The organism is Haloarcula sp. JP-L23 (assembly GCF_011602445.1).
GTDB classification, from domain to species: domain Archaea; phylum Halobacteriota; class Halobacteria; order Halobacteriales; family Haloarculaceae; genus Haloarcula; species Haloarcula pellucida.
Genome location: NZ_CP050014.1, coordinates 1,524,387 through 1,545,209 on the forward strand (window position 1 = coordinate 1,524,387; position 20,823 = coordinate 1,545,209).

A 20,823-nucleotide genomic window follows, 5' to 3' on the forward strand; every position below is an offset into this window, starting at 1 on the left:
CTGAGAAATATTGTTTCTATATGCGAAAGTCGAGTACGCTGCAATGCGAAAGCTTGATGGGTGAAACGTACCTCTTTTCGGTTGACCTAAGAGACCACTATGGCAGTACTCGAAATCAACAATCTCCACGCTGAAGTCGCAGAAGAGGACGGTGAGACGATTCTTCGCGGTGTCGACCTCGAAGTCAACTCCGGTGAGATCCACGCGCTGATGGGTCCCAACGGGTCTGGCAAGTCCACGACAGCGAAGATCATCGCTGGGCACCCGGCCTACGAAGTCACCGACGGCGAGGTCCTCATCCACCTCGAGGACGACGAGTTCGGTGCGGACTTCGAGATTCCGGAGGACATGCGCACCTGGAACCTCCTGGACCTCGAACCGAACGAGCGCGCCGCGCTCGGCATCTTCCTCGGCTTCCAGTACCCCGCCGAAATCGAAGGGGTCACCATGGTGAACTTCCTTCGCACGGCGCTCAACGCCAAACTCGAAGAGCGCGAGGAACTCTTCGAAGAGGACGAGGAAGAGGCCGAGGCCGACGGCGAGGACACCAACGAGGACGCCGCTGGCTACGATACCTCCCCGATGGAGGGCAACGTCGAGGAAGGCGAGGTCGGCGTCGCCGAGTTCCAGCAGATCCTCCAGGAGAAGATGGAGCAACTGGACATGGACGAGAAGTTCGCCTCCCGCTACCTCAACGCCGGGTTCTCCGGCGGTGAGAAGAAGCAAAACGAGGTCCTGCAGGCCGCCATCCTCGAACCCTCCATCGCCGTGCTGGACGAGATCGACTCGGGGCTCGACATCGACCGACTGCAGGACGTCTCCAACGGCATCAACGCGCTGCGCGACGAGCAGGGTGCCGGTATCCTCCAGATTACCCACTACCAGCGCATCCTCGACTACGTCGAACCCGACCACGTCCACGTGATGCTCGACGGCCAGATCGCCCAGAGCGGCGGCCCGGAACTGGCCGAGAAGCTAGAGGACGAGGGGTACGACTGGGTCCGCGAGGAAGCCTACGAGGCCGCGTAACACCCTTCCCTTCAGAGTCACAACACCTACACAACAATGAGCTCAGATCAAGACCACCTCAAAGAGACCGACACCGAGGCTCGCTTCGAATTCAAGAAGGAGGAGAACTCCGCCTTCGAGACCGAGAAGGGCCTCACCGAGGAGACCGTCCGGGTCATCTCGGAAGACAAGGACGAACCCGAGTGGATGCTCCAGCGCCGTCTGCGCGCACTGGAGCAGTTCCAGCAGATGCTGATGCCCGAGGGCTGGCCGGGCGCGCCCGACCTCTCGGAAGTCGACATCGAGGACATCGTCCCGTACATCCGCCCCGACATCGAGACGCGCGGCGGCGCCGAGTCCTGGGAAGACCTCCCCGAGGAGATTCAGGACACGTTCGACAAACTGGGCATCCCGGAAGCCGAGAAGAACGCCCTCTCGGGCGTCGGCGCCCAGTACGAGTCCGAGATCGTCTACCAGAACATGCAGGAGCGCTGGGAGGAGAAAGGCGTCATCTTCTGTGACATGGACAAGGCCGTCCAGGAGCACGAAGACCTCGTCAAAGAGCACTTCATGACGAAGTGTGTCCCCCCGAGCGACAACAAGTTCGCCGCGCTCCACGGCGCGGTGTGGTCCGGCGGGTCGTTCGTCTACATCCCCGAGGACACCACCGTCGAGATGCCGGTACAGGCGTACTTCCGCATGAACTCGGAAGGGATGGGCCAGTTCGAGCACACGCTCATCATCGCCGAGGAGAACTCCGAGGTCCACTACATCGAGGGCTGTTCCGCCCCGAAGTACTCGGCGTTCAACCTCCACTCCGGCGGCGTCGAAGTGTTCGTCGGCGAGAACGCCCACGTCCAGTACTCCACGGTGCAGAACTGGTCGAAGAACACGTACAACCTCAACACCAAGCGCGCCATCTGTGAGGCCGACGGTACGATGGAGTGGGTCTCCGGCAGCATGGGCTCGAAGGCCACGATGCTGTACCCCTCTACCGTCCTCAAGGGCCCCGGCGCGACGGACAACCACATCACTATCGCCATGGCCGGCGAGGGCCAAGACATCGACACCGGCGCGAAGGTCTATCACAACGCGCCCGATACGAAGTCCACCATCGAGTCTAAGTCCATCGCGAAGGACGGCGGCCGCACGAACTACCGCGGCCTCGTCCACATCGCCGACGGCGCCGAGAACTCCTCGACGTCCGTCGAGTGTGACGCGCTGATGTTCGACAACGACTCCACGTCGGACACGATGCCGTACATGGAGATTCAGGAGTCGAAAGTCGACGTCGCCCACGAGGCGACCGTCGGTAAAATCGGCGACGAGGACGTCTTCTACCTCCAGTCGCGTGGACTGGACGACGACGACGCAAAGCAGATGATCGTCGCCGGGTTCATCGAACCCATCACGGAAGAGCTGCCCATCGAGTACGCGGTCGAACTCAACCGCCTCATCGAACTCGAGATGGAGGGCTCGCTCGGATAACCATGAGCACGCAGGTACACGCCACACTCTCCGAAGACCAGGTCGAACAGATCTCCGAGGACTTAGACGAACCCGAGTGGCTCCTCGAAACCCGGAAAGAGGCGCTCGCGGCGCTCGACGACCTCGAGATGCCCGACGTCATCCAGACGCCCGGTCGCAAGTGGACCAACCTCGACGCGCTCGACTACGAGACGCTGGTCGACCCGCTCGACTACGCACAGGACAAGGACCGAATCGACGCCGAGGGCGTCGACGTCCTCTCGTGGAGCGACGCGCTCGCCGAACACGGCGACCTCATAGAGGAGCACTTCGGCTCGGTCGTCGACCCCCAGCGGGACTACCTGACGGCGCTGTCGACGGCGCTGTTCTCGGCCGGAACGGTCGTCTACGTCCCCGAGGGCGTCGACGCCGAGGACGTGAAGATTCGGACGACGATGAACAGCCAGTCGCTGTTCAACTACACGCTCGTCGTCGCCGAGGAGTCCGCCTCGGTCACCATCCTCGAACGCCAGACGACCGGCGACGACGTCGAGGGGTCGCGGTACTACTCCGGCGTCGTCGAGGCCGTCGCCGGCGAAAACGCCTACGTCCAGTACGGCACGCTCCAGAACCTCTCGGAAGAGAGCTACAACTACCAGGTCAAGCGCGGCCACGCCGACACCTACGGCACCATCGACTGGATAGAGGGCAACATCGGCTCGCGGCTGACCAAGAGCAACGTCGAGACGCGCCTGCTCGGTGACTCCTCCGAGTCACAGATCGTCGGCGCGTTCTTCGGCCACGACGACCAGCACTTCGACATCGCCGCCCGCGTCTGGCACGAGGCCGAACACACGGTCGCCGACCTCGTCACCCGCGGCGTCCTCGACGACCAGGCCCGGTCGGTGTACGAAGGCGTCCAGGACGTCGGCCGCGAGGCGTGGGACACGTCCTCCTACCAGCGCGAGAACACGCTGATGCTCTCCGACGAGTCCGAAGCCGACGCGTCGCCGAAGCTCATCATCAACAACCACGACACCGAGGCCTCCCACTCCGCGACGGTCGGGCAGGTCGACGCGGAGGACATGTTCTACATGACCTCCCGCGGTGTCAACCCGGACGCGGCGAAGAACATGCTCGTCGAGGGCTTCTTCGTCCCCGTCCTCGAAGAGGTCGCGGTCGACGAACTCCGCGACGACCTCGAGACCCTGATCTACGAGCGGCTTCGGGAGTAGCGAGGTCGCGCAGCGACCTCGGTTTCACGAGCGGGGAACGCAGTGACCCGCGAGTGACGCAGTCACGACCGACGGCTCGAAAGACCCCGTTCTTTCGGCGGCGACGCGACTCACAGGAGCGGGGGCCGCGGGAGCTTCGCTCTGCTGTCGTCGACGGACGGCGCGAACGACGCCACCGCTTTTGCGGTCGGACACGACGCCGTCGAGCGACGGCACACGACGTCGCGGGAATACCCGTAGCGTTAAGCGGGCCGATAGCGGGCTATCGGTATGGTCGATTCCGTCGACTGGCAGGCCTACGGCGACGACCCGGCGCGGACCGTCGTCGGCGACGTCAGCGTATCGACGCCGGTCTACAGTCCACGATTGGACAACAGCCGTGAACTGTTCGTCTACGTACCGCCGTCCTACGAGACGACCGAGCGGACGTATCCCGTCGTCTACATGCACGACGGCCAGAACCTCTTCGACGAGACGACGAGTTACGCCGGCGAGTGGGGGGTCGACGAGACCATGGAACGACTCGCAGCGTCGGGCGTCGAGGCTATCGTCGTCGGCGTCCCGAATCAGGGCGACCGGCGGTTCGCCGAGTACTCCCCGTTCCGACGCACGGACTCCGCAGGGCTCGACGGGACGATACCCGACGACGGAGTGCCCGGCCGGGCCGACGAGTACCTCGCCTACCTCGTCGAGACGGTCAAGCCCGTCGTGGACGGCCGGTTCCGGACTACGTCGTCGTCGTCCGAGACGGCCCTCGTCGGGTCGTCGATGGGCGGACTCGTCAGCCTCTACGGCTGTTTCGAGTATCCCGGGACGTTCGGGGCCGCCGGCGTGCTGAGCCCCGCGTTCTGGTGGGTCGGGGCGGACATCTTCGAGTACGTCACCCGCGCCGACGCGCTCCCCGAACGCGTCTACGTCGACGTCGGCGGGAACGAGCGCCCCGACGACCCGGAACGGTCGCGGGCGTACGTGGCCGACGCCGAACGGATGGTGGCACTCCTCCGTGACTGCGGTGTGTCGACCCTCCGCTACCGCGAGGACCCCGACGCGCGGCACCACGAAGCCGCGTGGCGTCGTCGGCTTCCGGACGCGCTCCGCTTTCTCCTCTGCTGATTCGGGCGGCCGCCCGCCCGGCCTACGCCGACCGCGTCTTCGGCCGGCCGAACCGAAGCCAGCAGTAGTCGTAGCCGCCGAGTTCGACGGTGAGCGTGTCGCTGTCGAGCGAGTAACCGCCGGGACCGAGCAGGTGCGTCGCCACGTCGTCCGGCGTGTCGAGCGGAACCGTCACGGCGTCTGGACCGACGTTGTGGGCAGTCAGAAGCGTCGTTCCGTCCCAGTCGCTCCGGTGGACGAAGACGGCCGAGTCGTCGGTGTCGACGACCGACTGCTCACCCCGAGAGAGTTCCGGGCAGGCCTTGCGGGTGGCGATAAGCTCCCGGACACGAGCCAGAAGCGAGTCGGGGTCGGCACGCTGGTCGGCGACGTTGACGGCCTCGGGGCCGTACTCACCCTCGACGAGCGGTCGGACGAACTCCTCGGCGTCGGCGGACGAGAACCCGCCGCTCGGCTCGTCGGTCCACTGGATGGGCGTGCGAACGGCGTCTCGGCCCGGAAGCGACAGTTCGTCGCCCATCCCGATCTCGTCGCCGGCGACGACGATAGGCGTGCCCGGCAGCGCGAAACAGAGGCTCGTCGCACAGGCGATGCGGTCGGTGTCGCCCTCCAGAATCGGGGCGAGGCGACGGCGGACGCCGCGACCGTAGATGCGCGTGTCGGAATCGGCACCGATGGCCTCGAAGGCGCGCTGGAACTCCTCGAAGGGGAGCGGCCCGAGGTTCAACTCGTCGAAGTTCCGAAGGAAGTTCGCCCACTGCCCGGCCTCGACGATGTCCTCGTACGCCGGGAGACGGTCGAACGCCTCGGCGAGGTGGTCTGCGTTCTCGTCTACGAGCGTCCAGACGAGGTGTGCGTTGGCGACGAACGACAGCAGGAGGTCGAATTCGTCGCCGTCCCCGAAGTACTGCTTGAGCCTTTCCGGTTCGTCGTCGGCCTCCGCGAGCAAGACGGTGTCTTCGTCGACGGCACTGACCGCGGCCTTCATCCGCTTGAACAGGGCGTGCGGTTCGTCGATAGAGACGGGGTCTGCGCCTTTCGCGCTTATCATCGGCGTCGCGGCGTCGACACGGAAGCCGTCGACGCCCCGCTCGGTCCAGAACTGGAGGACCCGCTCCATCTCCTCCTGTACCGCGGGGTTCGAGACGTTCAGGTCCGGCTGGAAGTGGTAGAACTGGTGGTAGTAGTAGGCGTCGGCGGCCTCGTCGTAGGTCCAGACGTCCTCTTCCTCGCCCGGGAAGATGGTCTCCTCTTCGGGCGCGTCCGCGGGGTCGTCCGTCCAGAGGTAGTAGTCCCGGTACTCCTCGTCGCCCTCGTGAGCGCGCCGGAACCACTGATGCTCGGTCGACGTGTGGTTGAAGACGACGTCGGCGAGGACGTACATCCCCCGGTCGTGGGCGTCCTCTACGAACCGCTGGAAGTCGCCCATCGTCCCCAGTCGCTCGTCGATGCCGTAGTAGTCCGCGACGTCGTAGCCGTTGTCCCGCCACGGACTAGGATAGAATGGTAACAGCCACAGACAGGTCACCCCGAGGTCTTCGAGATAGTCCAATCGGTCGCGTACGCCCACGAAATCACCGATGCCGTCCCCGTTCCCGTCGGCGAAGGTTTTGACGTCGATCGAGTAGACGACCGCATCTCGGTACCATTCGGGGTGGTCAGTCATGGCTAATCTCAGATGACATCTGCACTCGCCACGCGACTAAAGGTATCGGCGATGCACTGTCGGCGGTGTGTAGTGACGCGACAGTCACGGAGCAGAGCGATTCAGACAGCCAGAAAGCCCCGACTGGCTGAACTCGGGGGAGTCGCTGCGCTTCTCACTACGTTGCGGTCTTACATCGTCCGCCGTCTTCGGCCAGTCGCCCCGCTCACTCCCAGCCCGCTCGGGCAGCTAGCTACGGGTGGGGCTTTCTGGCTCTCGCACACTGACACCCCTACCCACTCCGTGCGCTGTACAGGGAACGGCTTAAGTTACGCCCTCCCCGACGTTTTGCTATGACTGTCTCGACAAGCCCGGGGGGGTCCACATGAGTCTGACACAGCCCGTCGGGTCGGACCACCAGCTCGCCCGCCTCCTCCAGATCGGCATCGTCCTCGAGGAAGTCGTCGAGGCACGGGCGGCGAAACACGCTGAAGAGACCGACGCGTCGCTGGACCCGTCGCTCCGGGGCTTACTGGACCACGCCGCCTCGGAGTCGGCCGACCACCGGAGCCGCCTCGAACAGCTCGTCGAGGACCTCGAAGCCGAGACGGTCCCCTTCGAAGAGATACAGATGCTCGTCGAGGCACAGTACGAGGCAGACGAAGACTTCGACGGCGTCCTCTACGACCAACTGTGTAACGAGGAGACCGCCTACAAGTTCTACGACGACCTCATCGCGTCTATCGAAGCCTCCGACACGGCGTTCAGCGTCGACCGGGAGCGGTTGCTGGACGTCCTCCGGACGATTCGCGAGGAGGAGGCCGACGGCGTCGAGGAAGTGACCGACCTCATGGAGGAACGACAATGAACACACAGGCGCAGTACCTGAAGGCCATCTATCTCACACAGGAACAGGTAGACGGCCCGGCCTCGACCGGCGACATCGCCGAACTGCTTGACGTCAGTCCCGCCAGTGCCAACGAGATGATCGGCAAACTGGAAGAGCGAGGCTTGCTCGACCACGAGAAGTACAAGGGTGTCGACCTCACGGACGAGGGTATCCAGCAGGCACGGGACGCGCTCCAGAACTACTGTATCATCGAACGCTTCCTCGTCGAGGTGCTCGAAGTCGAGGACTTCCGGACCGAGGCCAAACAACTCGAAGGCGTCATCGACGAGACGGTCGCAGAGCGACTCGACACCATCATCGACCGAGAACCGCAGTGTCCGGACTGCTTCAACGCGGAGGACGACGTCTGTGGATTACTGGAAGTCGAGGCCGAGGTTTCGAGCGACTGACTCTCGAAGCGTTCAAGTGGGTTCCGGCGATTCGTTCTGATACAGCCCTCCGCGAACGGCCAGTCGGCGTTCGCGTGAGGTCAGCGAAACGACCGAAGCGAAGTCCCGTGGTGTAGTGGCCAATCATAAGGGCCTTTGGAGCCCTTGACGGCGGTTCGAATCCGCCCGGGACTATTCTGCGAGGAACAGACGTGACGAGACGACTCCTTCCGCCGCCCTGGATATCTCGATGCCGTGAGCCGTGACGTCTTCGGCGTCGCGTCCCAGTCACTGACCGCGACGTGGCCGGTGTCGGTCGCCAGTTCGAGACTGGCGATTCGCGGGACGAACCCCGGTCCGCGCTCTCTCGGCGGTTCTCGGTATTCTGGGCTTCGCTCACACGACACCAAAGAAACGGTCGATAGAGCGGTGCTACACGTCGGTACGGTCGGGTGGTGACGTGGGAAACGCCGTGGCCGACTCGGTTTGTGCGGTATCGAGTCCTGTGTGGCCGGTCGGGCCGAACACCGTTCCCACGCAGAGAGAACGCTCGTACGCTGTTTTATCCGTACCGAACGACATTTCAGACATGGTCGCGGCACTCCACCCACTCTTCGGCAGTGGTATGGGCCTCGTACTCCTCGCGACTGGGTCGGTCGTCCGTGATATCCTCGTCGGGGTCAGCATCGCTGTCGTGTTGTTCGTGCTGTACTACGTGTTGATACTCAGGCCGGCACGGCGGCCCCCGCCTCGCAGGGAAGCGGACGATTCGCCGCCCCGGAACGACACCGGGAACTAGAGGTAGGCGGCGTCCCAGCGGAGTGGCTTCCGGACGTTCCCGCAGGAATCACACTCGATGCGTCCCATCGAGTCCATCGCGTTGGCGAGCGTGTTGCAGTTGCTACAGAAGTAGCCATAGCGGTCGTCGCCGTCCTCGTCGACGTGGACGACGTGGAACGGCGCGATAGAGCCACGCTCGTGGTTGTCGTGGTCGACGTAGACGGTCCGTCCCTCGGCCGTCTCGACGGGTTCTCGGCCCCACTGTTCGGTCTCGCTGTAGAGGTTCTCGACGTAGGTGCGCCCGTCGATCTCCACCTGTTCGGTGCCGACCTTATCGAAACCACGGTCCTCGTAGAAGGTGTTCCCCTCGACGTTGTCCGCCAGTACCCGGCCGAGCAGATGCGGCGCACCGAGGTCCGCTAAGTGGTCGCGGGTGGCCTCGAACAGCGACGACGCGATGCCTTCGCCGCGGTGGGCCGGGTCGACGTGTAGCCAGAGCAGCGTCCCGGTGTTGTCCGCTGCGGTGACGCTCTCGGAGAACCCGACGACCTGTCCCTCTTTCTCGGCGAGCAGCAGGAGTCGTTCCTCGTCTTCGAGCGTCTCTTCGAGTCGTCCCTCGTCGTACCACTCTTCGATGGCGCTGTTTATCGCCTGCGGACCGAGCGAGTAGGACGCCTGCAGCGACCGGCGTGCAACGTCCCTGATTGCCGGCCTGTCGGCTGGTTCTGCTGGTCGAAGTTCCATATATCCTGTCTGGTCGGGAACTGGCATAAACGTACAGCCCATTCGCGGTGGCCTCGCGTTCCCTACTGGGCCTCGGAACTACAGGGTGGGCGTCGAGAATAAGCTTCTATTTGTGGGGTGAATGTGTTGTGTGTTGGGACAGTAGTGGGTAATGGGGGATTATACTGACGAAAAACTGCCTGAATGTGTACCATCGGTCGGTCGAACTGTCCGTGCCGACTAGCCGCCAGGATGTCCTGCAAGCGCACGACGCCTCGACGGGTGCTCGTCCCGCCCGCGCTGTCGTCCCGCGCTCGCTCAACCATCGGGACTTCCACTCGGCAACTCGATATTGTGTCGTCATCCCGTGATTTCTCCGGCGTATCCAGACGAGAGACCGCGTTCGCCCTGTCGTAACGCTAAAGAGTCGAACGTACCTTCTTGTCTGTAAGATGAATATCGGAACCTATCGCCGGAGGTGGTGGTGTGGGCGTCGAGATTAGGGAGTCACCAGTCTCGGACGAGGAGTTCGAAGCGATGCAGGAGTTCGTCCACGATTACCTCGCCGCCAGCGTCGAGAACGAGGACGAAGGTGGCCGGATGCGGTGGTACCCGTGGCACTCCGCGGAGTACCGCTTCAATCACATCCTCAACGTGGTCGACATCGCGACGGATATCGCCCGGAAAGAGGGCGCGAACGTCGACGTGACCCGCGTGGCGGCCCTCTTTCACGACATCGCGAAACTGGAAGCCGAACAGGACGTCCACGCCGAGGCCGGTGCCCGAATCGCGCGCGAGTACCTCACCGCGCACGGTGACTACCCCGAGTCGTTCGTCGAACAGGTGTGTCGCGCCATCGAGGACCACTCCTATCAGGGTGACCTCTCGAACCTCTCGCTTGAGACCCGGTGTCTCATCGAGGCGGACATCCTCGACAAAATCGGTGCCAACGGGACGGCGCTCATGCTCCTGCGGATGGGCTACGAGTCCCGGACCCACATGGATGCCGCCGAGATGGTCGACCGCGTCATCGACCGCGGCGAAGACGCCAAGGAACGCGTCGAGAGCGACACGGCGGAGTCCATCGTCCACCAGCGACTCAAGCGCACGCGCTGGTTCCAGGAGTGGCTGGAGGCGGAAGTCGCCGAGATGGATACCGAGGACCGACTCGACGACGTCGCGACCGGGATGGGCGACTCGTAGCGCTACAGGAGCGCCCCGCCCACGTCGACGAGGGACGACTGGAGTCGACTGAGCACCGGCCCCGCCACCTGTGCGAGAAAGAGTACGCCAGACCCCGCGAGAATCGCGGCGCTGACCCACGCGACCACCGGTGCCAGCCGTTCGACGCGCTTGCGGGCGGCGACGATTGCCGCCGGGAACCCCGTTATCCAGAGGACGATACCGCCAAACAGCCCCGCAAGCAACACCGGATGTCCGGTCTGGACGACGAGTAGCCCCGCCGCATCGGCCCCGATAGCGGGGAGGTACGACAGGACGTCGAGCGTCCCGGGTTGGAGGAGGCCGACGCCGACGGTGAGCCAGAAGACGACCTGATACGGGTTCGTGAGCGCCAGCACCAGCGCCTTCCGGAAGCCACGGCTCTCCCCGGCGTCGCCCGCCTCGGTCTCCACCGACGAGAGCGCGTTCGCGTCCTGTACGGCACCGTAGGCGAACCACAGCATGAGGAGCCCACCGGCGGCGACCATCGCGTCCCGGAGGCCCGGGGTCTCGGTCACGACAGTCGCGGCACCGACCAGCGAGAGGACGAAAAAGCAGGCGTCCGCGGTCATCGCACCGAGTCCCGCCAGCAGTCCGGCCCGCCAGCCACGCAGCGCGCTCTCCTCGGCGATGACGGCGTTCATCGGTCCCGGCGGTGCCGCGAGCGCGAGGCCGAAGACGACGCCACCGACTGCCGTCGGGAGGAGTGCGAGCGGACCGGGCGACTGTAACAGCGTCGTGACCCAGTGATGCATCTACAGTACGGGAGAACGGAGAGAAGAGAGCGCAGACTCTAGAGCTTGCCGGCCTTCTGCAGCTTCATCAGGTCCTCGGTGTCGAGGGTCTCGCCTTCCTTGAACTTCTGGTAGATCTCCTCGGCCTCTTCGCGAGCGGCCTCCTGCTTCTCCTCGCGCTGGGACCGCTCTTCTTTCTCCTCTTTCTTGTCCAGTTCGCGCAGGCGCTTCTGGACGCGGACGAAGTCCTCGTGGTGCTGGTCGGCGGCTTCCTGCGCCTCGACGAACTCCTCGTGCTTCTCGTCGGCCTCGTCACGGATCTCGTCGGCCTCGCGGTAGGCCTCGATCATCTGGTTGTGATGTTTCTGGGCCTCGTCGGCGAGTTCCGTGACCTTCTGGTGGTGCTTCGAGGCTTCTGATCGGACCTCTTCGGCCTCCTCCTTGAGCCCCTCGAGGTCACCGCTCTGGTCGAGCTTCTCCTTCTTGCTCTGGAGCTTCTCGCGCTTGTCCTCGATCTTCTCGATGAGCTCTTTCTCGTCTTCCGACGAGAGGACCTCGGTCTGCTGTTTGAACTCGAGGTCTTCGATCTCGTCCTTGAGTTCGTCGACGGACTTGCCCTCGTCGAGTTCGAGGTCGTTCTTGACGTTGTCGACCTTGTCGAACAGCTCGTTGGCCTCGGCGTTGAGCTCGTTGCGCTTGTCCTTGTGCTCTTGGACCTGCTCGTTGAGCTCGTCGCGCTTCTCGCGGTGTTCCTGGGCCTCGTCGACCTTCTCGCGCGTCTTCGCGTTCAGGTCGTCGCGGTCAGAGGCCCGCTCGGAGGCCATCTGGTTCAGCTCGTTCCGTCGGTCACGGAGCTGGCCGGCGAGTTTGATGAGCTCGCCCTTCGATTTGTTTTCGAGATCCTCTTCTGTTACTGTAACGTTCTTTGATTCGTCTATCGAGTCTGCCATTGTTGAAACCTCTATGCCATCACCGCTCTCGCACAGACAGGCGCTCCGCTATTGAGGGGCTGGCACCAATAACAAGGGTTCCCTCTCATGTTGGGCGCGACGCGATACTGCCTGAACGCGTGAGCGTTCTGGTGTCTGCTAGTACCGGGGGATATTGTTTAAATATTCCGGTGCATACGATACCGTGGCGACGCCTCACACACCCGAATACGGAGGAGTGAAGCATTCACACGGTTTCGAAATAGCTTATATACTGCCGCCTATCTCGTACTCGTTCGTCACCACACCGTCGCCGACGGCGACGGCGAGCGTCAGTTCGTCGCCCGCGGCGAGCGTCAGCGACCCGACGGTGACGCGGCCGAACGGACCGACGGTGTGTTCCGCCTGCTCTCGGTCGCCGTTGTGGTCCCACTCGACGGTCACCGTCGCCGTGTCGGGCCGGTCGTGGCAGACGACGACGTCGCTCTCGCCGGGCGTCGGGTCCGAGAGGACGACCTGCGTCGGTTCGTACCCGTCGGTGAGGACGGCGTACGCGGGTTTCGCCGTGCCGTCCTCTTCGAGCACGCCCATCCCGGCGTCCCCGACGTCTCGGAGGCTATCGAGGACCGCCACCTCGCTGGCCTGTCGGCGGAGGTGTTCGGTCACTGTCTGGACGACGCGTGCCTGATAGGTCTGTGACTCGGTGGCGCCGCCGTCGACGCGAGCGTCGTGGGTCGCGCGGTCGAACCCCGTTTCGTCCGCCGGGTCGTCGGTACCCAGCGACCCCGCACCGAAGCCACCGACGACGTCGCCGACGCCGTAGTGGTCACAGAGCCACGAGAGGTCACTGACGGTGCCGTACTGCCACCCGGGGTACAGCGTGACGGCATCGGGGTCGATACCGGGCGGGCCGACCACGGGGAACGCCGGGACCGCGTCGACGACGTCGGCGACGGCCTCTGCGGGGGCAGCGTCGTAGTCGGCCCGCCATGCCCGAAAGCGAAAGCGCAGGCGGTCGAGGAACCCGGACCCGAGGCCGTCGGCATAGGGGCTGACGGGGTCGTCGTGGACGCCCAGAGCTGTGAGGCTCGGATGATGCCCGTACTCCCGTTCTAACTCGCGGCCAACGACTTCCCGCGGTCCGCGTCGAACCCGCCGGGCCGGTCAGTGGGAGGTCCTGCCAGAGGAGGAGGCCGTGTTCGTCACAGGCCTCGGCGACGGCGGGCGGGGTCGCCTGTGCCCGCACCCGAACGAGGTTCGCGTTCGCGTCGGCGGCCCGTTCCACGTCCTCCGGCGTCGGGTCCAACAGCGTCACGCCACGCGCGGGGACGCGCTCCCCGTTCACCCGGAGTCCCTCGTCGTCGTAGCTGACCGTCCGCAGCCCCGTCGTGATCTCGTTTGCGGCGTCGTCGAGTTTCGCCCGGACGACGTAGCGCGGCTGGTCGCCCCGGTCGTGTGGCCACCACAGCGACGGGTCGCGCACGTCGATGGTGTGCTGGACCGTCGTGTGGCCCGACCCGGTTGCGACCCGCGAGCGGTCCATCATCCCGCCGCCGCGGACGTTCCCCTCCGGGCGAATCGAGAACGTGATGCGGTCGTCGATGGCCTCGTTCGCCACGACGTCGGCCGTCACGTCGACGGCCGCCCCCTCGTCGGTCAGCCGCGGTCGCGCCCGTACGGTACTCACGTACGGGTCAGGGTAGGTCTCGAGCCGTGCACCCCACCAGATGCCAGGGACACACCGCTCGTCCGGGAGGGCCTCGGTGGCGTGGAGACCACCGAAACGGTCCTCGGGGACCCGGCACTCGACGACGACCCGGTACTCCTCGGCGTCGGGCAGTCGGACCCGAAGCGGTGTGAAGTACGCGTCGTGTGTCGCGACCTGTTCGTCGTTACACCAGACGCGGGTCTGTGCGTACGTCCCCCGGAGGACCAGCACCGCGTGAGCTTCGTCCTCGTTCCGCGGGTCCGAGAACGTCGTCTCGTAGGCCACGGCGTCTGCTCCGGCGAACGCCGTCGGCCGGCCCGGCACGCTCACCGGGTCCCAAGTCTCCGGCGTCGGCATCTCGTCGTCCGGCGCTACCGCCGCGCCGCGCCACTCCAGCGACATACCTTGTGACCCGTCCGCTGGGGGCATATCCTTTATCCCCACGGTGGCGGTGCCGGTTGCTGACGCCCGTCTGACGGGCCGTCGGACTACCCCGACGCCGGCTATTACTTTCACTTTCACTCCGGGGACGGCTCGGATTAAGGTGGCTTCGACCGCTCCGATAGGGTATGATTCACGACCTGCGCGATGGCACGGCCCCGACGTGTGACGCCAGTGACTGCGACCGACCGCTGGGGGAGCCGGCGCTGGTGTTCGAGACGGCGTGGGGTCGCCGCGAGGCCTACGAGTGTGCCTGTGGCGCGGTGACGGTCACCGTCGCCCGGTCCGAGTCGTCCCGTTGAAATACGCCCGTCGGCTACGGCGGCGTATGTCACTCGAAGCCGTCGTCACCGCGCACGGCCACGAACACGTCAGCGGTGAGCACGCGAGTACGCTGGAGGTCACGAGCGACGATTTCCTCACGCCCGCGGGCGACTGTATCCTCGGAATCGAGGCCGACACCGTCCCGGCTGACTTCGACGACGCGTTCGTCGAGGCGTGTCGGGACGCCGACGCGACCATCACAGCGACCATCGAGGTCGACGGCCACACGGTCACCGTCGAGGGGTCGGGCCACCCCGACCTCACCTTCGAGAGCGACCGGAGCCACGTCCTGCGGACGAGCGACTACGTGGACGACCGGACCGTGATGGTCGGCGCCGACGCGGCCGCCGGCGACGTCGACCGTGACGTAGTCGGGGCGCTCGCCGACGGCGCGGCCCTGACGCTGACCCTGACCGTCGACCCGGTCTGACTGCGTTTTCGCGCACCATCGTTCCACACACCGACCGTGTTTGGTGAAGGGGTTTTGGCGCTCGGGACCCACCGGACAGACATGGCAGACCCGGAACCGGAGGAGAACATCAGCGGGGGCGAGTCGGGCGGCGGTCGGGCGGCCACGTTCGACCCGTCGACGGCAGCGACGCGGGCCGAGGCCGTCGTCGACCGTCTCGGCGAGATGTACTGGACGAAGACCTACGGCGGCCGGCCGGCCTTCGAGTGTCTGGTGCGCACGATTCTCAGCCAGAACACGTCGGACAAGGCAAGCCAACCCGCACACGACTCGCTGATGGAGCGATATGGGGGGAGCGAGGCGCGAAGCGCCTCGGACAGTCCGGGCGGGGAGGGGACCGACCCGCGAGGGGACGACGGTGACCTCGCGGCGACGCTCGCCGAGGCCGACCAGCAGACGCTGGCCGAGACTATCTCGTCGGCGGGCCTGTACAACCAGAAATCCGAACGGATAATCGCCATCGCCCAGCGTCTCTGCGAGGTTTACGGCGGCGCCGACGAGTTCGACGAGTTCGTCCGCGAGGCGGACCCGGACGAGGTTCGGGACCGCTTGCTGGAGATGAACGGCGTCGGGCCGAAGACGGCCGACTGCGTCCTCCTGTTCGCCGGCGGCCGCGGCGGCGTCTTCCCCGTCGACACGCACGTCCACCGCATCGCCCGGCGGATGGGACTGGCACCCGCCGACGCCGACCACGAGACGGTTCGGGAGTACATCGAACACGACGTCCCCCCAGAGAAGTGCGGCTTCGGTCACACGGCGATGATACAGTTCGGCCGGGAGTACTGCACGGCACGCAAGCCGGCGTGTCTGGACGACCCGGAGGCCTGTCCGCTCGCGGACCAGTGTGCGCAGGTCGGCGTCTATCCGGCGACGGGCGACGTGGTAGACCCCGCCGAAGCGCCGGAGTAACTGGACTACTCGGCCGGTGACACGGACACCGCGCCGTCACGCACCGTCACGCTGTACCCGGCGTAGTCGAAAGTAACCGAGAGGTTGCAGTTCGCTCCCCGGTCGTCGGCGAACAACTCGTCCAGCGCCTCGGGGTTGACGCTCTCGTACAGCGACGGCAACGAACAGGGGTCTGTCCCCTCGAGGCGGCCCACGAGTTCGGGGACTGCGAGGCTCGCGAGGTCCGTGGTCGCGTCGAACTCGGCACGGGTCTTGTGCGTCCGAGTGTGGGTCGATACGTCCGTGAAGTCACACGCTGTGCCGTCTGCGACGGCGTCGTGCCCCGACTGCCCGCGGACAGTCGATGGCGTCCGGTCGGTCATCGAGTCGAAACAGTCCCGACAGCAGTAAAGCAGAGCGGGTTGACTATGTAATCTCTTGATACCGTCCGTGGCGGGTCAGGTCTCGAGGACGTGCGATTCGACGAGCGTCCGGTAGCCTCGGCGGAGCCGGTTCGACAGCGCCTGTCGAGAGATGCCGAGTTCGGTCGCCATCTCCTCTAGCGTGGTGGTCCGGGGTTCGCTGAAGTACCCGCGTTCGTGGGCGAGCGTCAGCGCCTCGCGCTGTCTGTCGGTCAGTTCGGGGGCCCCCTCGATGGCCGCCGACCCGGCGTCGGTCAACTCCGACAGCGTCGGGACGATACCGGCGTCTCGACAGGCCCGGTCGAACGCCGTAATCGCGCGCTGTTCGTCGCCACGCACGTCGACGCGCCACCCCGATTCGGTGCCGACCACCGACAGCATCGTCACGTCGCTGTCGACGATTGCTCCCAGCAGTCCCTCGTGGGTCCCCACGCACGTGCATCGGAGGAGCGACCGTCCGCAGACGCTGTCGACCAGCGTGACCGTCTCGAACTCCTCGACGGTCGAGAGGAACTCACGAACCGTCTCGCCGTCGACGCCCTCTATCCAGACGTACGGCATCACGGTCGACCCGGTCGGGACGATGCGCTCTATCTCGACGACGGCGTCCGGGTACGACTCGAAGACCGCTCCCAGCAGGAACGTCTCCGGCGGCATCGTGAACTCTGCGACGGTTGCCATCCTCGGCTATCTATCGCCCAACAGGAAAAAGAATAGGCTGGTAACTCCTCGGTGGTCGCCGACCTACTCGGCCCGGTGACCCCACCGTTCGCCGCTCTCGGCGTAGCGGGCGTCGACGATGCGGTTGAACTGGTCGTCCGACAGCGAGATGTCCGTCGCGCCGACGTTCTCGTCTAATTGGTCGACGGTGCGGGCGCCGACGATGGGGACGCAGGTGAAGTCTGGCTGTTCGATGTTCCAGCGGAGCGCCACCTGTGCCGGCGTCGCGTCGAGTTCGTCGGCGACGGCCCTGATCTCGTCGAGTACGTGCCAGCCACGTTCCGAGAGGTAGTAGTCGTCGAACCGCTCGTCGAGCGAGCCACGGGCGCCCTCCGGTCCCTCGAAGGCCGTCGGGTCGTCGTCGTCGGTGCGCTCGTACTTCCCGGTGAGGAACCCGCCCGCGAGCGGGGAGTACGGACACACGGCCATGTCCTGATCCGCACAGACGTCGAGGTAGTCCTTCACGTCGTCGCGGTAGCCGGCGTGAAACAGTGGCTGGGTGACCTCGAACCGTTCGAGGCCCTCCACGTCTGACTTCCAGAGGGCCTTCGTCAGTTGCCACGCGGCCATCGTCGACGCGCCGAGATAGTGGACTTTGCCCTCGCGGACGAGGTCGTTCAGCGTCCGTAGCGTCTCCTCGATGTCGCTGTCCTCGTCCCAGCGGTGGATGTAGTAGAGGTCGAGATAGTCCGTATCGAGCCGGTCGAGGGTCCCCTCTATCTGGGCGCGGATGTGCTTGCGGCCGAGACCGGAGTCGTTCGGGCCGGGTTCACCCCACCCGTCGAAGGGGAAGTACACCTTCGAGGCCAGCACGACGTCCTCACGGTCGTAGTCCTGTAGCCACTCGCCGATGTACTCCTCGCTCGTGCCGTTTGGCGTCCCGTAGACGTTCGCGGTGTCGATGAAGTTGATGCCCCGCTCCCACGCCGCATCGAGCAGTTCGTGAGCCTCCTCACGGTCCGTCTCGACGACGCCACCGGTCTCGCGACCGAAGCGCCACGTCCCGAAACAGAGCTGTGAGACCGTTGTGCCTGTCGAACCGAGTCTGGTGTACTCCATAGCCGCTCCAACGGGGCCGACGATAAAAGCGCTGGGGCGCCCGGCAATCCGTGCAGTCACCCACGTCGCCACGCCACCGCGACGGCGATGCCCACGATGAGGAACGCGAGCAGGGAGAGGTTCGGAATCGTCAGCCCGAGGACGCGGTACTGAATCTGTGCGCAACTTATCGCGCCGAGACCACAGGTGGTCTGGGTCACCTGCAACCACGAGTGATAGGCCGCGAGGCCGCCGCCGAGACCGACGAGCGGCAGGGCTGTCCGTGCGACCGCGGGACGTCGTTCGACGGCGGCGACGCCGAGGACGACCACCTGCGGGTACATGAGGATGCGCTGGTACCAGCAGAGCCGACACGGCGTCAGCCCGAGTCCCAACGAGAGGTAGAGACTGCCCGTGGTGGCGACCAGCGCGACCAGCGTCGCGAACGCGAGGAGCGACCGAGCGTCGAGCGAGACCCCAGCGCCACCGTTCCGGCTGTTCACGACAGTGAGAGTGCGCGCCGCCGGAAAAAGCGTTACGTGCGGGTGTCGTCGACGGGGCGGCCGGCGGTGGCCTCGCCAGCGCTCCGTCGCTGGCGAGCGGGGGAGGGCAGGCAGTGACGAGCGTGGTGTGGGGAGCATACCGCTCGCCGACGGCGAGCGGTTTCACCGTCAGAGCGTCGCACTCTCGACCGACTGTAAAAAGTGGGTTCCCTAGACGAACCGGAACGTCTCTAAGTTCTCCGGCGTGAAGGTACGGACGTTGTAGTCGTGGTACAGCCCCGAGGAGAGGTCCTGCGTGGCGGACTCGTCGCCGTCGACACAGAGTACCTTCTCCGGACGGGGATGCATCGTCTTCACGAAGTTCTCTAGACCCTGCCGGTCGGCGTGGCCGGAGAACCCGTCTATCGTCTCGACGCGCATCTCTACCGACAGACTGTCGCCGTTCAGCGACACCTCGTCGATACCCTTCTGGAGGCGCTTGCCCAGCGTCCCCTTGGCCTGATAGTCGACGAAGGTCAGCGTCGAGTCCGGGTCGGGTGCGAGGTGTTCGAGCCACGTCCGGGCGGGGCCGTCGGTGAGCATACTCGGCGGCGCGAGGACGACGCTGGCCTCCTCGCGGTCGGCGATGGCCTCGCGGTCGTCGCCGTCCTCGACGGGCGTAAACTGATCGGCGAGGAACGGGTTGCGGTCGGCGTCGTGGATGCGGTCCTGAACGTCGTCGCGGAGGTAGTCGGGGTAGGTCGTGTGGACCGCCGTGGCCTCCCAGATCATCCCGTCGAGGTAGACGGGCATCTCGGGGACGTCGCCCTCGCGCATCGCCTCTTCTAAGACGACCATCAGTTCCTGTGCGCGGCCGACGGCGTGGACGGGGACGAACACGGTCCCCTCGTGGTCGGCGGCCTCTGAGACGAGTCGCTTGAGCTTTCGCTCGGAGTCGTCCTGATCGGTCTGGTAGTCGTTGCGGCCGCCGTAGGTCGATTCGAGGACGAGCGTCTCCACCCGTGGGAACTCGTTTACGGCGCCGTCGAACAGGCGGGTGTTGTCGTAGTGGATGTCCCCGGAGAACGCGACGTTGTAGAGGCCGTCGCCGATGTGGAAGTGGACCACAGAGCTACCGAGTACGTGGCCGGCGTTGTGGAGCGTGAGTTTCACGTCCGGCGCGATGTCGGTGACGTCGCCGTACTCAAGCGGGATGCAGTGTTTGACCGCCTCGCGGACCATCTCGGTCTCGTAGGGGCGCTTGCGGCCGGCGGCGTCGGCGCGGCCGATGTAGTCGAGCGTCATCAGGCCGAGCAGGTCCCGCGTGGGTTCCGTACAGTAGATTGGACCGTCGTAGCCGTGTTCGAACAGGAGGGGAACCAGCGCCGCGTGGTCGAGGTGGGCGTGAGTGAGGACCACGGCGTCCAGCGAGGACGCACCGGACCCGATGGCTTCGGGAACGTCGAGATACGGCTGTTCGGTTCGCTCGCCGGGTTTGTCACCGCAGTCGACGAGAATGCGCGTGTCGGCCGTCGAGATGATGTACGCCACACGGCCGACCTCCCGGCATCCGCCGAGCGTGGTGACCCGGACCCACTCCTCGCTGGACATGGGTTCGCGGTGAATCTGTCGGCCGACGCGTTCGAGGATGTCCCGCCGGTCGTCGCGTTCCTGCGTGAGGAAGTCCCGGACGTTCGAGACGGTGGGCGACTCGATGGGCGGCGTGCGAACCACGTCGGGCGTCCAGCCGACTGCTTTGGTAATCTCCCGGAGCGTCTCGCCGCGCCGGCCGATGACGCGACCGGGCTTCTCGGCCTCGATGAGGACTTCCCCGGTGTCGGCGAGGAACTGGAGGCCGCTGACGCCGGCGTCCTCGGGGATTATCTCGCGAATCCGATCCTCTGCGGTCTCCGGTCGGGTCAGTACGTCCGGGTCGGGGCGGACGGTGATGCGCTTTCGGAGTCTCGACGCCAGTCGGCGGACGAGGTCACCGTCGGCGGCGAACTCCTTTGGGTCACGTGTGTAGATGACCAGTTCCGGTCCCTCGTAGGTGACGTCGGAGATGGAGATGTGGTTCGGAACCTCTTCGTCGATCGTTGCGCGTACGTCTTCGAGTTGCTTGTCTACCGTGCTCATAGTGTAGAACGGGCGGGCGGCCTGCTGGTGGCGTGTACTCCGTCGCGGGTCGGTCTGGACCG

At 65.4% G+C, this 20,823-nt stretch carries 20 protein-coding genes, 1 tRNA gene and 1 pseudogene; 12 read left to right on the forward strand and 10 right to left on the reverse strand.

Annotation, left to right across the window (positions count from 1 at the left end):
* Window positions 1-99 precede the first annotated feature (99 nt).
* The 4 genes from G9465_RS07750 (at window position 100) to G9465_RS07765 (ending at window position 4,823) form a co-directional block, all read left to right on the forward strand.
* Window positions 100-1,029, forward strand: coding sequence for an ABC transporter ATP-binding protein (locus G9465_RS07750; protein ID WP_166968679.1), 930 nt, complete (start codon window positions 100-102; stop codon window positions 1,027-1,029).
* Between the two features lie 36 nt (window positions 1,030-1,065).
* Entirely contained in the window at window positions 1,066-2,496 is a 1,431-nt protein-coding gene (sufB, locus tag G9465_RS07755) for a Fe-S cluster assembly protein SufB (RefSeq protein ID WP_166968681.1), read from the forward strand.
* A gap of 2 nt (window positions 2,497-2,498) precedes the next feature.
* The gene (gene sufD, locus G9465_RS07760) at window positions 2,499-3,710 is read left to right on the forward strand and encodes a Fe-S cluster assembly protein SufD (RefSeq protein WP_166968683.1); all 1,212 of its coding nucleotides are present in this window, start codon (window positions 2,499-2,501) and stop codon (window positions 3,708-3,710) included.
* Window positions 3,711-3,980: 270 nt separating this feature from the next.
* On the forward strand, window positions 3,981-4,823 hold the full coding sequence (locus G9465_RS07765) for an alpha/beta hydrolase (protein WP_166968685.1): 843 nt from the start codon (window positions 3,981-3,983) through the stop codon (window positions 4,821-4,823).
* 22 nt (window positions 4,824-4,845) lie between these two features.
* Here G9465_RS07765 and G9465_RS07770 read toward each other — a convergent pair whose 3' ends face one another.
* Window positions 4,846-6,489, reverse strand: a complete 1,644-nt coding sequence (locus G9465_RS07770; protein WP_166968687.1) for an alpha-amylase family protein — start codon at window positions 6,487-6,489, stop codon at window positions 4,846-4,848.
* A 364-nt stretch (window positions 6,490-6,853) separates the two neighbouring features.
* Here G9465_RS07770 and G9465_RS07775 point away from each other — a divergent pair, with 364 nt between their 5' ends.
* The 4 genes from G9465_RS07775 to G9465_RS07790 all read left to right on the forward strand — a co-directional run bounded on the left by G9465_RS07775 (window position 6,854) and on the right by G9465_RS07790 (window position 8,545).
* On the forward strand, window positions 6,854-7,336 hold the full coding sequence (locus G9465_RS07775; RefSeq protein ID WP_166968689.1) for a ferritin-like domain-containing protein: 483 nt from the start codon (window positions 6,854-6,856) through the stop codon (window positions 7,334-7,336).
* Window positions 7,333-7,767, forward strand: a complete 435-nt coding sequence (locus G9465_RS07780; protein WP_166968691.1) for a metal-dependent transcriptional regulator — start codon at window positions 7,333-7,335, stop codon at window positions 7,765-7,767. The genes G9465_RS07775 and G9465_RS07780 overlap by 4 nt, the downstream gene beginning before the upstream one ends.
* Before the next feature lie 101 nt (window positions 7,768-7,868).
* Window positions 7,869-7,941, forward strand: a tRNA-Gln gene (locus G9465_RS07785).
* 394 nt (window positions 7,942-8,335) lie between these two features.
* Window positions 8,336-8,545 (forward strand): hypothetical protein, encoded by a 210-nt coding sequence (locus tag G9465_RS07790; RefSeq protein ID WP_166966291.1) that lies wholly within the window; start codon window positions 8,336-8,338, stop codon window positions 8,543-8,545.
* Here the strand turns inward: G9465_RS07790 and G9465_RS07795 are convergent.
* Window positions 8,542-9,270, reverse strand: a complete 729-nt coding sequence (locus tag G9465_RS07795; protein ID WP_166968693.1) for a GNAT family N-acetyltransferase — start codon at window positions 9,268-9,270, stop codon at window positions 8,542-8,544. The genes G9465_RS07790 and G9465_RS07795 overlap by 4 nt on opposite strands.
* A gap of 465 nt (window positions 9,271-9,735) precedes the next feature.
* On the opposite strand from G9465_RS07795, the gene G9465_RS07800 reads away from it, so the two are divergent.
* Complete coding sequence (locus G9465_RS07800; protein WP_166968695.1) at window positions 9,736-10,452, forward strand: HD domain-containing protein; 717 nt, start codon at window positions 9,736-9,738, stop codon at window positions 10,450-10,452.
* A 2-nt stretch (window positions 10,453-10,454) separates the two neighbouring features.
* Here G9465_RS07800 and G9465_RS07805 read toward each other — a convergent pair whose 3' ends face one another.
* From G9465_RS07805 to G9465_RS07815, 3 genes and pseudogenes are all read right to left on the reverse strand, one after another.
* On the reverse strand, window positions 10,455-11,225 hold the full coding sequence (locus G9465_RS07805) for a LysE family translocator (RefSeq protein WP_166968697.1): 771 nt from the start codon (window positions 11,223-11,225) through the stop codon (window positions 10,455-10,457).
* 38 nt (window positions 11,226-11,263) lie between these two features.
* On the reverse strand, window positions 11,264-12,154 hold the full coding sequence (locus tag G9465_RS07810; protein WP_166968699.1) for a coiled-coil protein: 891 nt from the start codon (window positions 12,152-12,154) through the stop codon (window positions 11,264-11,266).
* A 246-nt stretch (window positions 12,155-12,400) separates the two neighbouring features.
* Window positions 12,401-14,243: pseudogene (locus G9465_RS07815) on the reverse strand (hydrolase).
* A 167-nt stretch (window positions 14,244-14,410) separates the two neighbouring features.
* Here G9465_RS07815 and G9465_RS07820 point away from each other — a divergent pair.
* The 3 genes from G9465_RS07820 (at window position 14,411) to nth (ending at window position 15,984) form a co-directional block, all read left to right on the forward strand.
* Window positions 14,411-14,584 (forward strand): hypothetical protein, encoded by a 174-nt coding sequence (locus G9465_RS07820; RefSeq protein ID WP_166968701.1) that lies wholly within the window; start codon window positions 14,411-14,413, stop codon window positions 14,582-14,584.
* Window positions 14,585-14,610: 26 nt separating this feature from the next.
* Window positions 14,611-15,036, forward strand: coding sequence for a DUF371 domain-containing protein (locus G9465_RS07825; RefSeq protein WP_166968704.1), 426 nt, complete (start codon window positions 14,611-14,613; stop codon window positions 15,034-15,036).
* Window positions 15,037-15,117: 81 nt separating this feature from the next.
* On the forward strand, window positions 15,118-15,984 hold the full coding sequence (gene nth / locus G9465_RS07830; protein ID WP_166968706.1) for an endonuclease III: 867 nt from the start codon (window positions 15,118-15,120) through the stop codon (window positions 15,982-15,984).
* A gap of 5 nt (window positions 15,985-15,989) precedes the next feature.
* Here nth and G9465_RS07835 read toward each other — a convergent pair whose 3' ends face one another.
* The 5 genes from G9465_RS07835 to G9465_RS07855 form a co-directional block, all read right to left on the reverse strand.
* Window positions 15,990-16,346 carry a HalOD1 output domain-containing protein gene (locus G9465_RS07835; RefSeq protein WP_166968708.1) on the reverse strand — a complete coding sequence of 119 codons (357 nt, stop codon included), beginning with the start codon at window positions 16,344-16,346 and terminating at the stop codon, window positions 15,990-15,992.
* Window positions 16,347-16,421: 75 nt separating this feature from the next.
* Window positions 16,422-17,066: a helix-turn-helix domain-containing protein gene (locus G9465_RS07840; RefSeq protein ID WP_166968710.1), complete on the reverse strand. Its 645-nt coding sequence runs from the start codon at window positions 17,064-17,066 to the stop codon at window positions 16,422-16,424.
* A 63-nt stretch (window positions 17,067-17,129) separates the two neighbouring features.
* Window positions 17,130-18,164, reverse strand: coding sequence for an aldo/keto reductase (locus G9465_RS07845; protein ID WP_166968712.1), 1,035 nt, complete (start codon window positions 18,162-18,164; stop codon window positions 17,130-17,132).
* A gap of 56 nt (window positions 18,165-18,220) precedes the next feature.
* Window positions 18,221-18,646 carry a disulfide bond formation protein B gene (locus tag G9465_RS07850; protein WP_227015759.1) on the reverse strand — a complete coding sequence of 142 codons (426 nt, stop codon included), beginning with the start codon at window positions 18,644-18,646 and terminating at the stop codon, window positions 18,221-18,223.
* Window positions 18,647-18,856: 210 nt separating this feature from the next.
* Window positions 18,857-20,761, reverse strand: a complete 1,905-nt coding sequence (locus tag G9465_RS07855; protein ID WP_166968716.1) for a beta-CASP ribonuclease aCPSF1 — start codon at window positions 20,759-20,761, stop codon at window positions 18,857-18,859.
* Window positions 20,762-20,823: the final 62 nt, after the last annotated feature.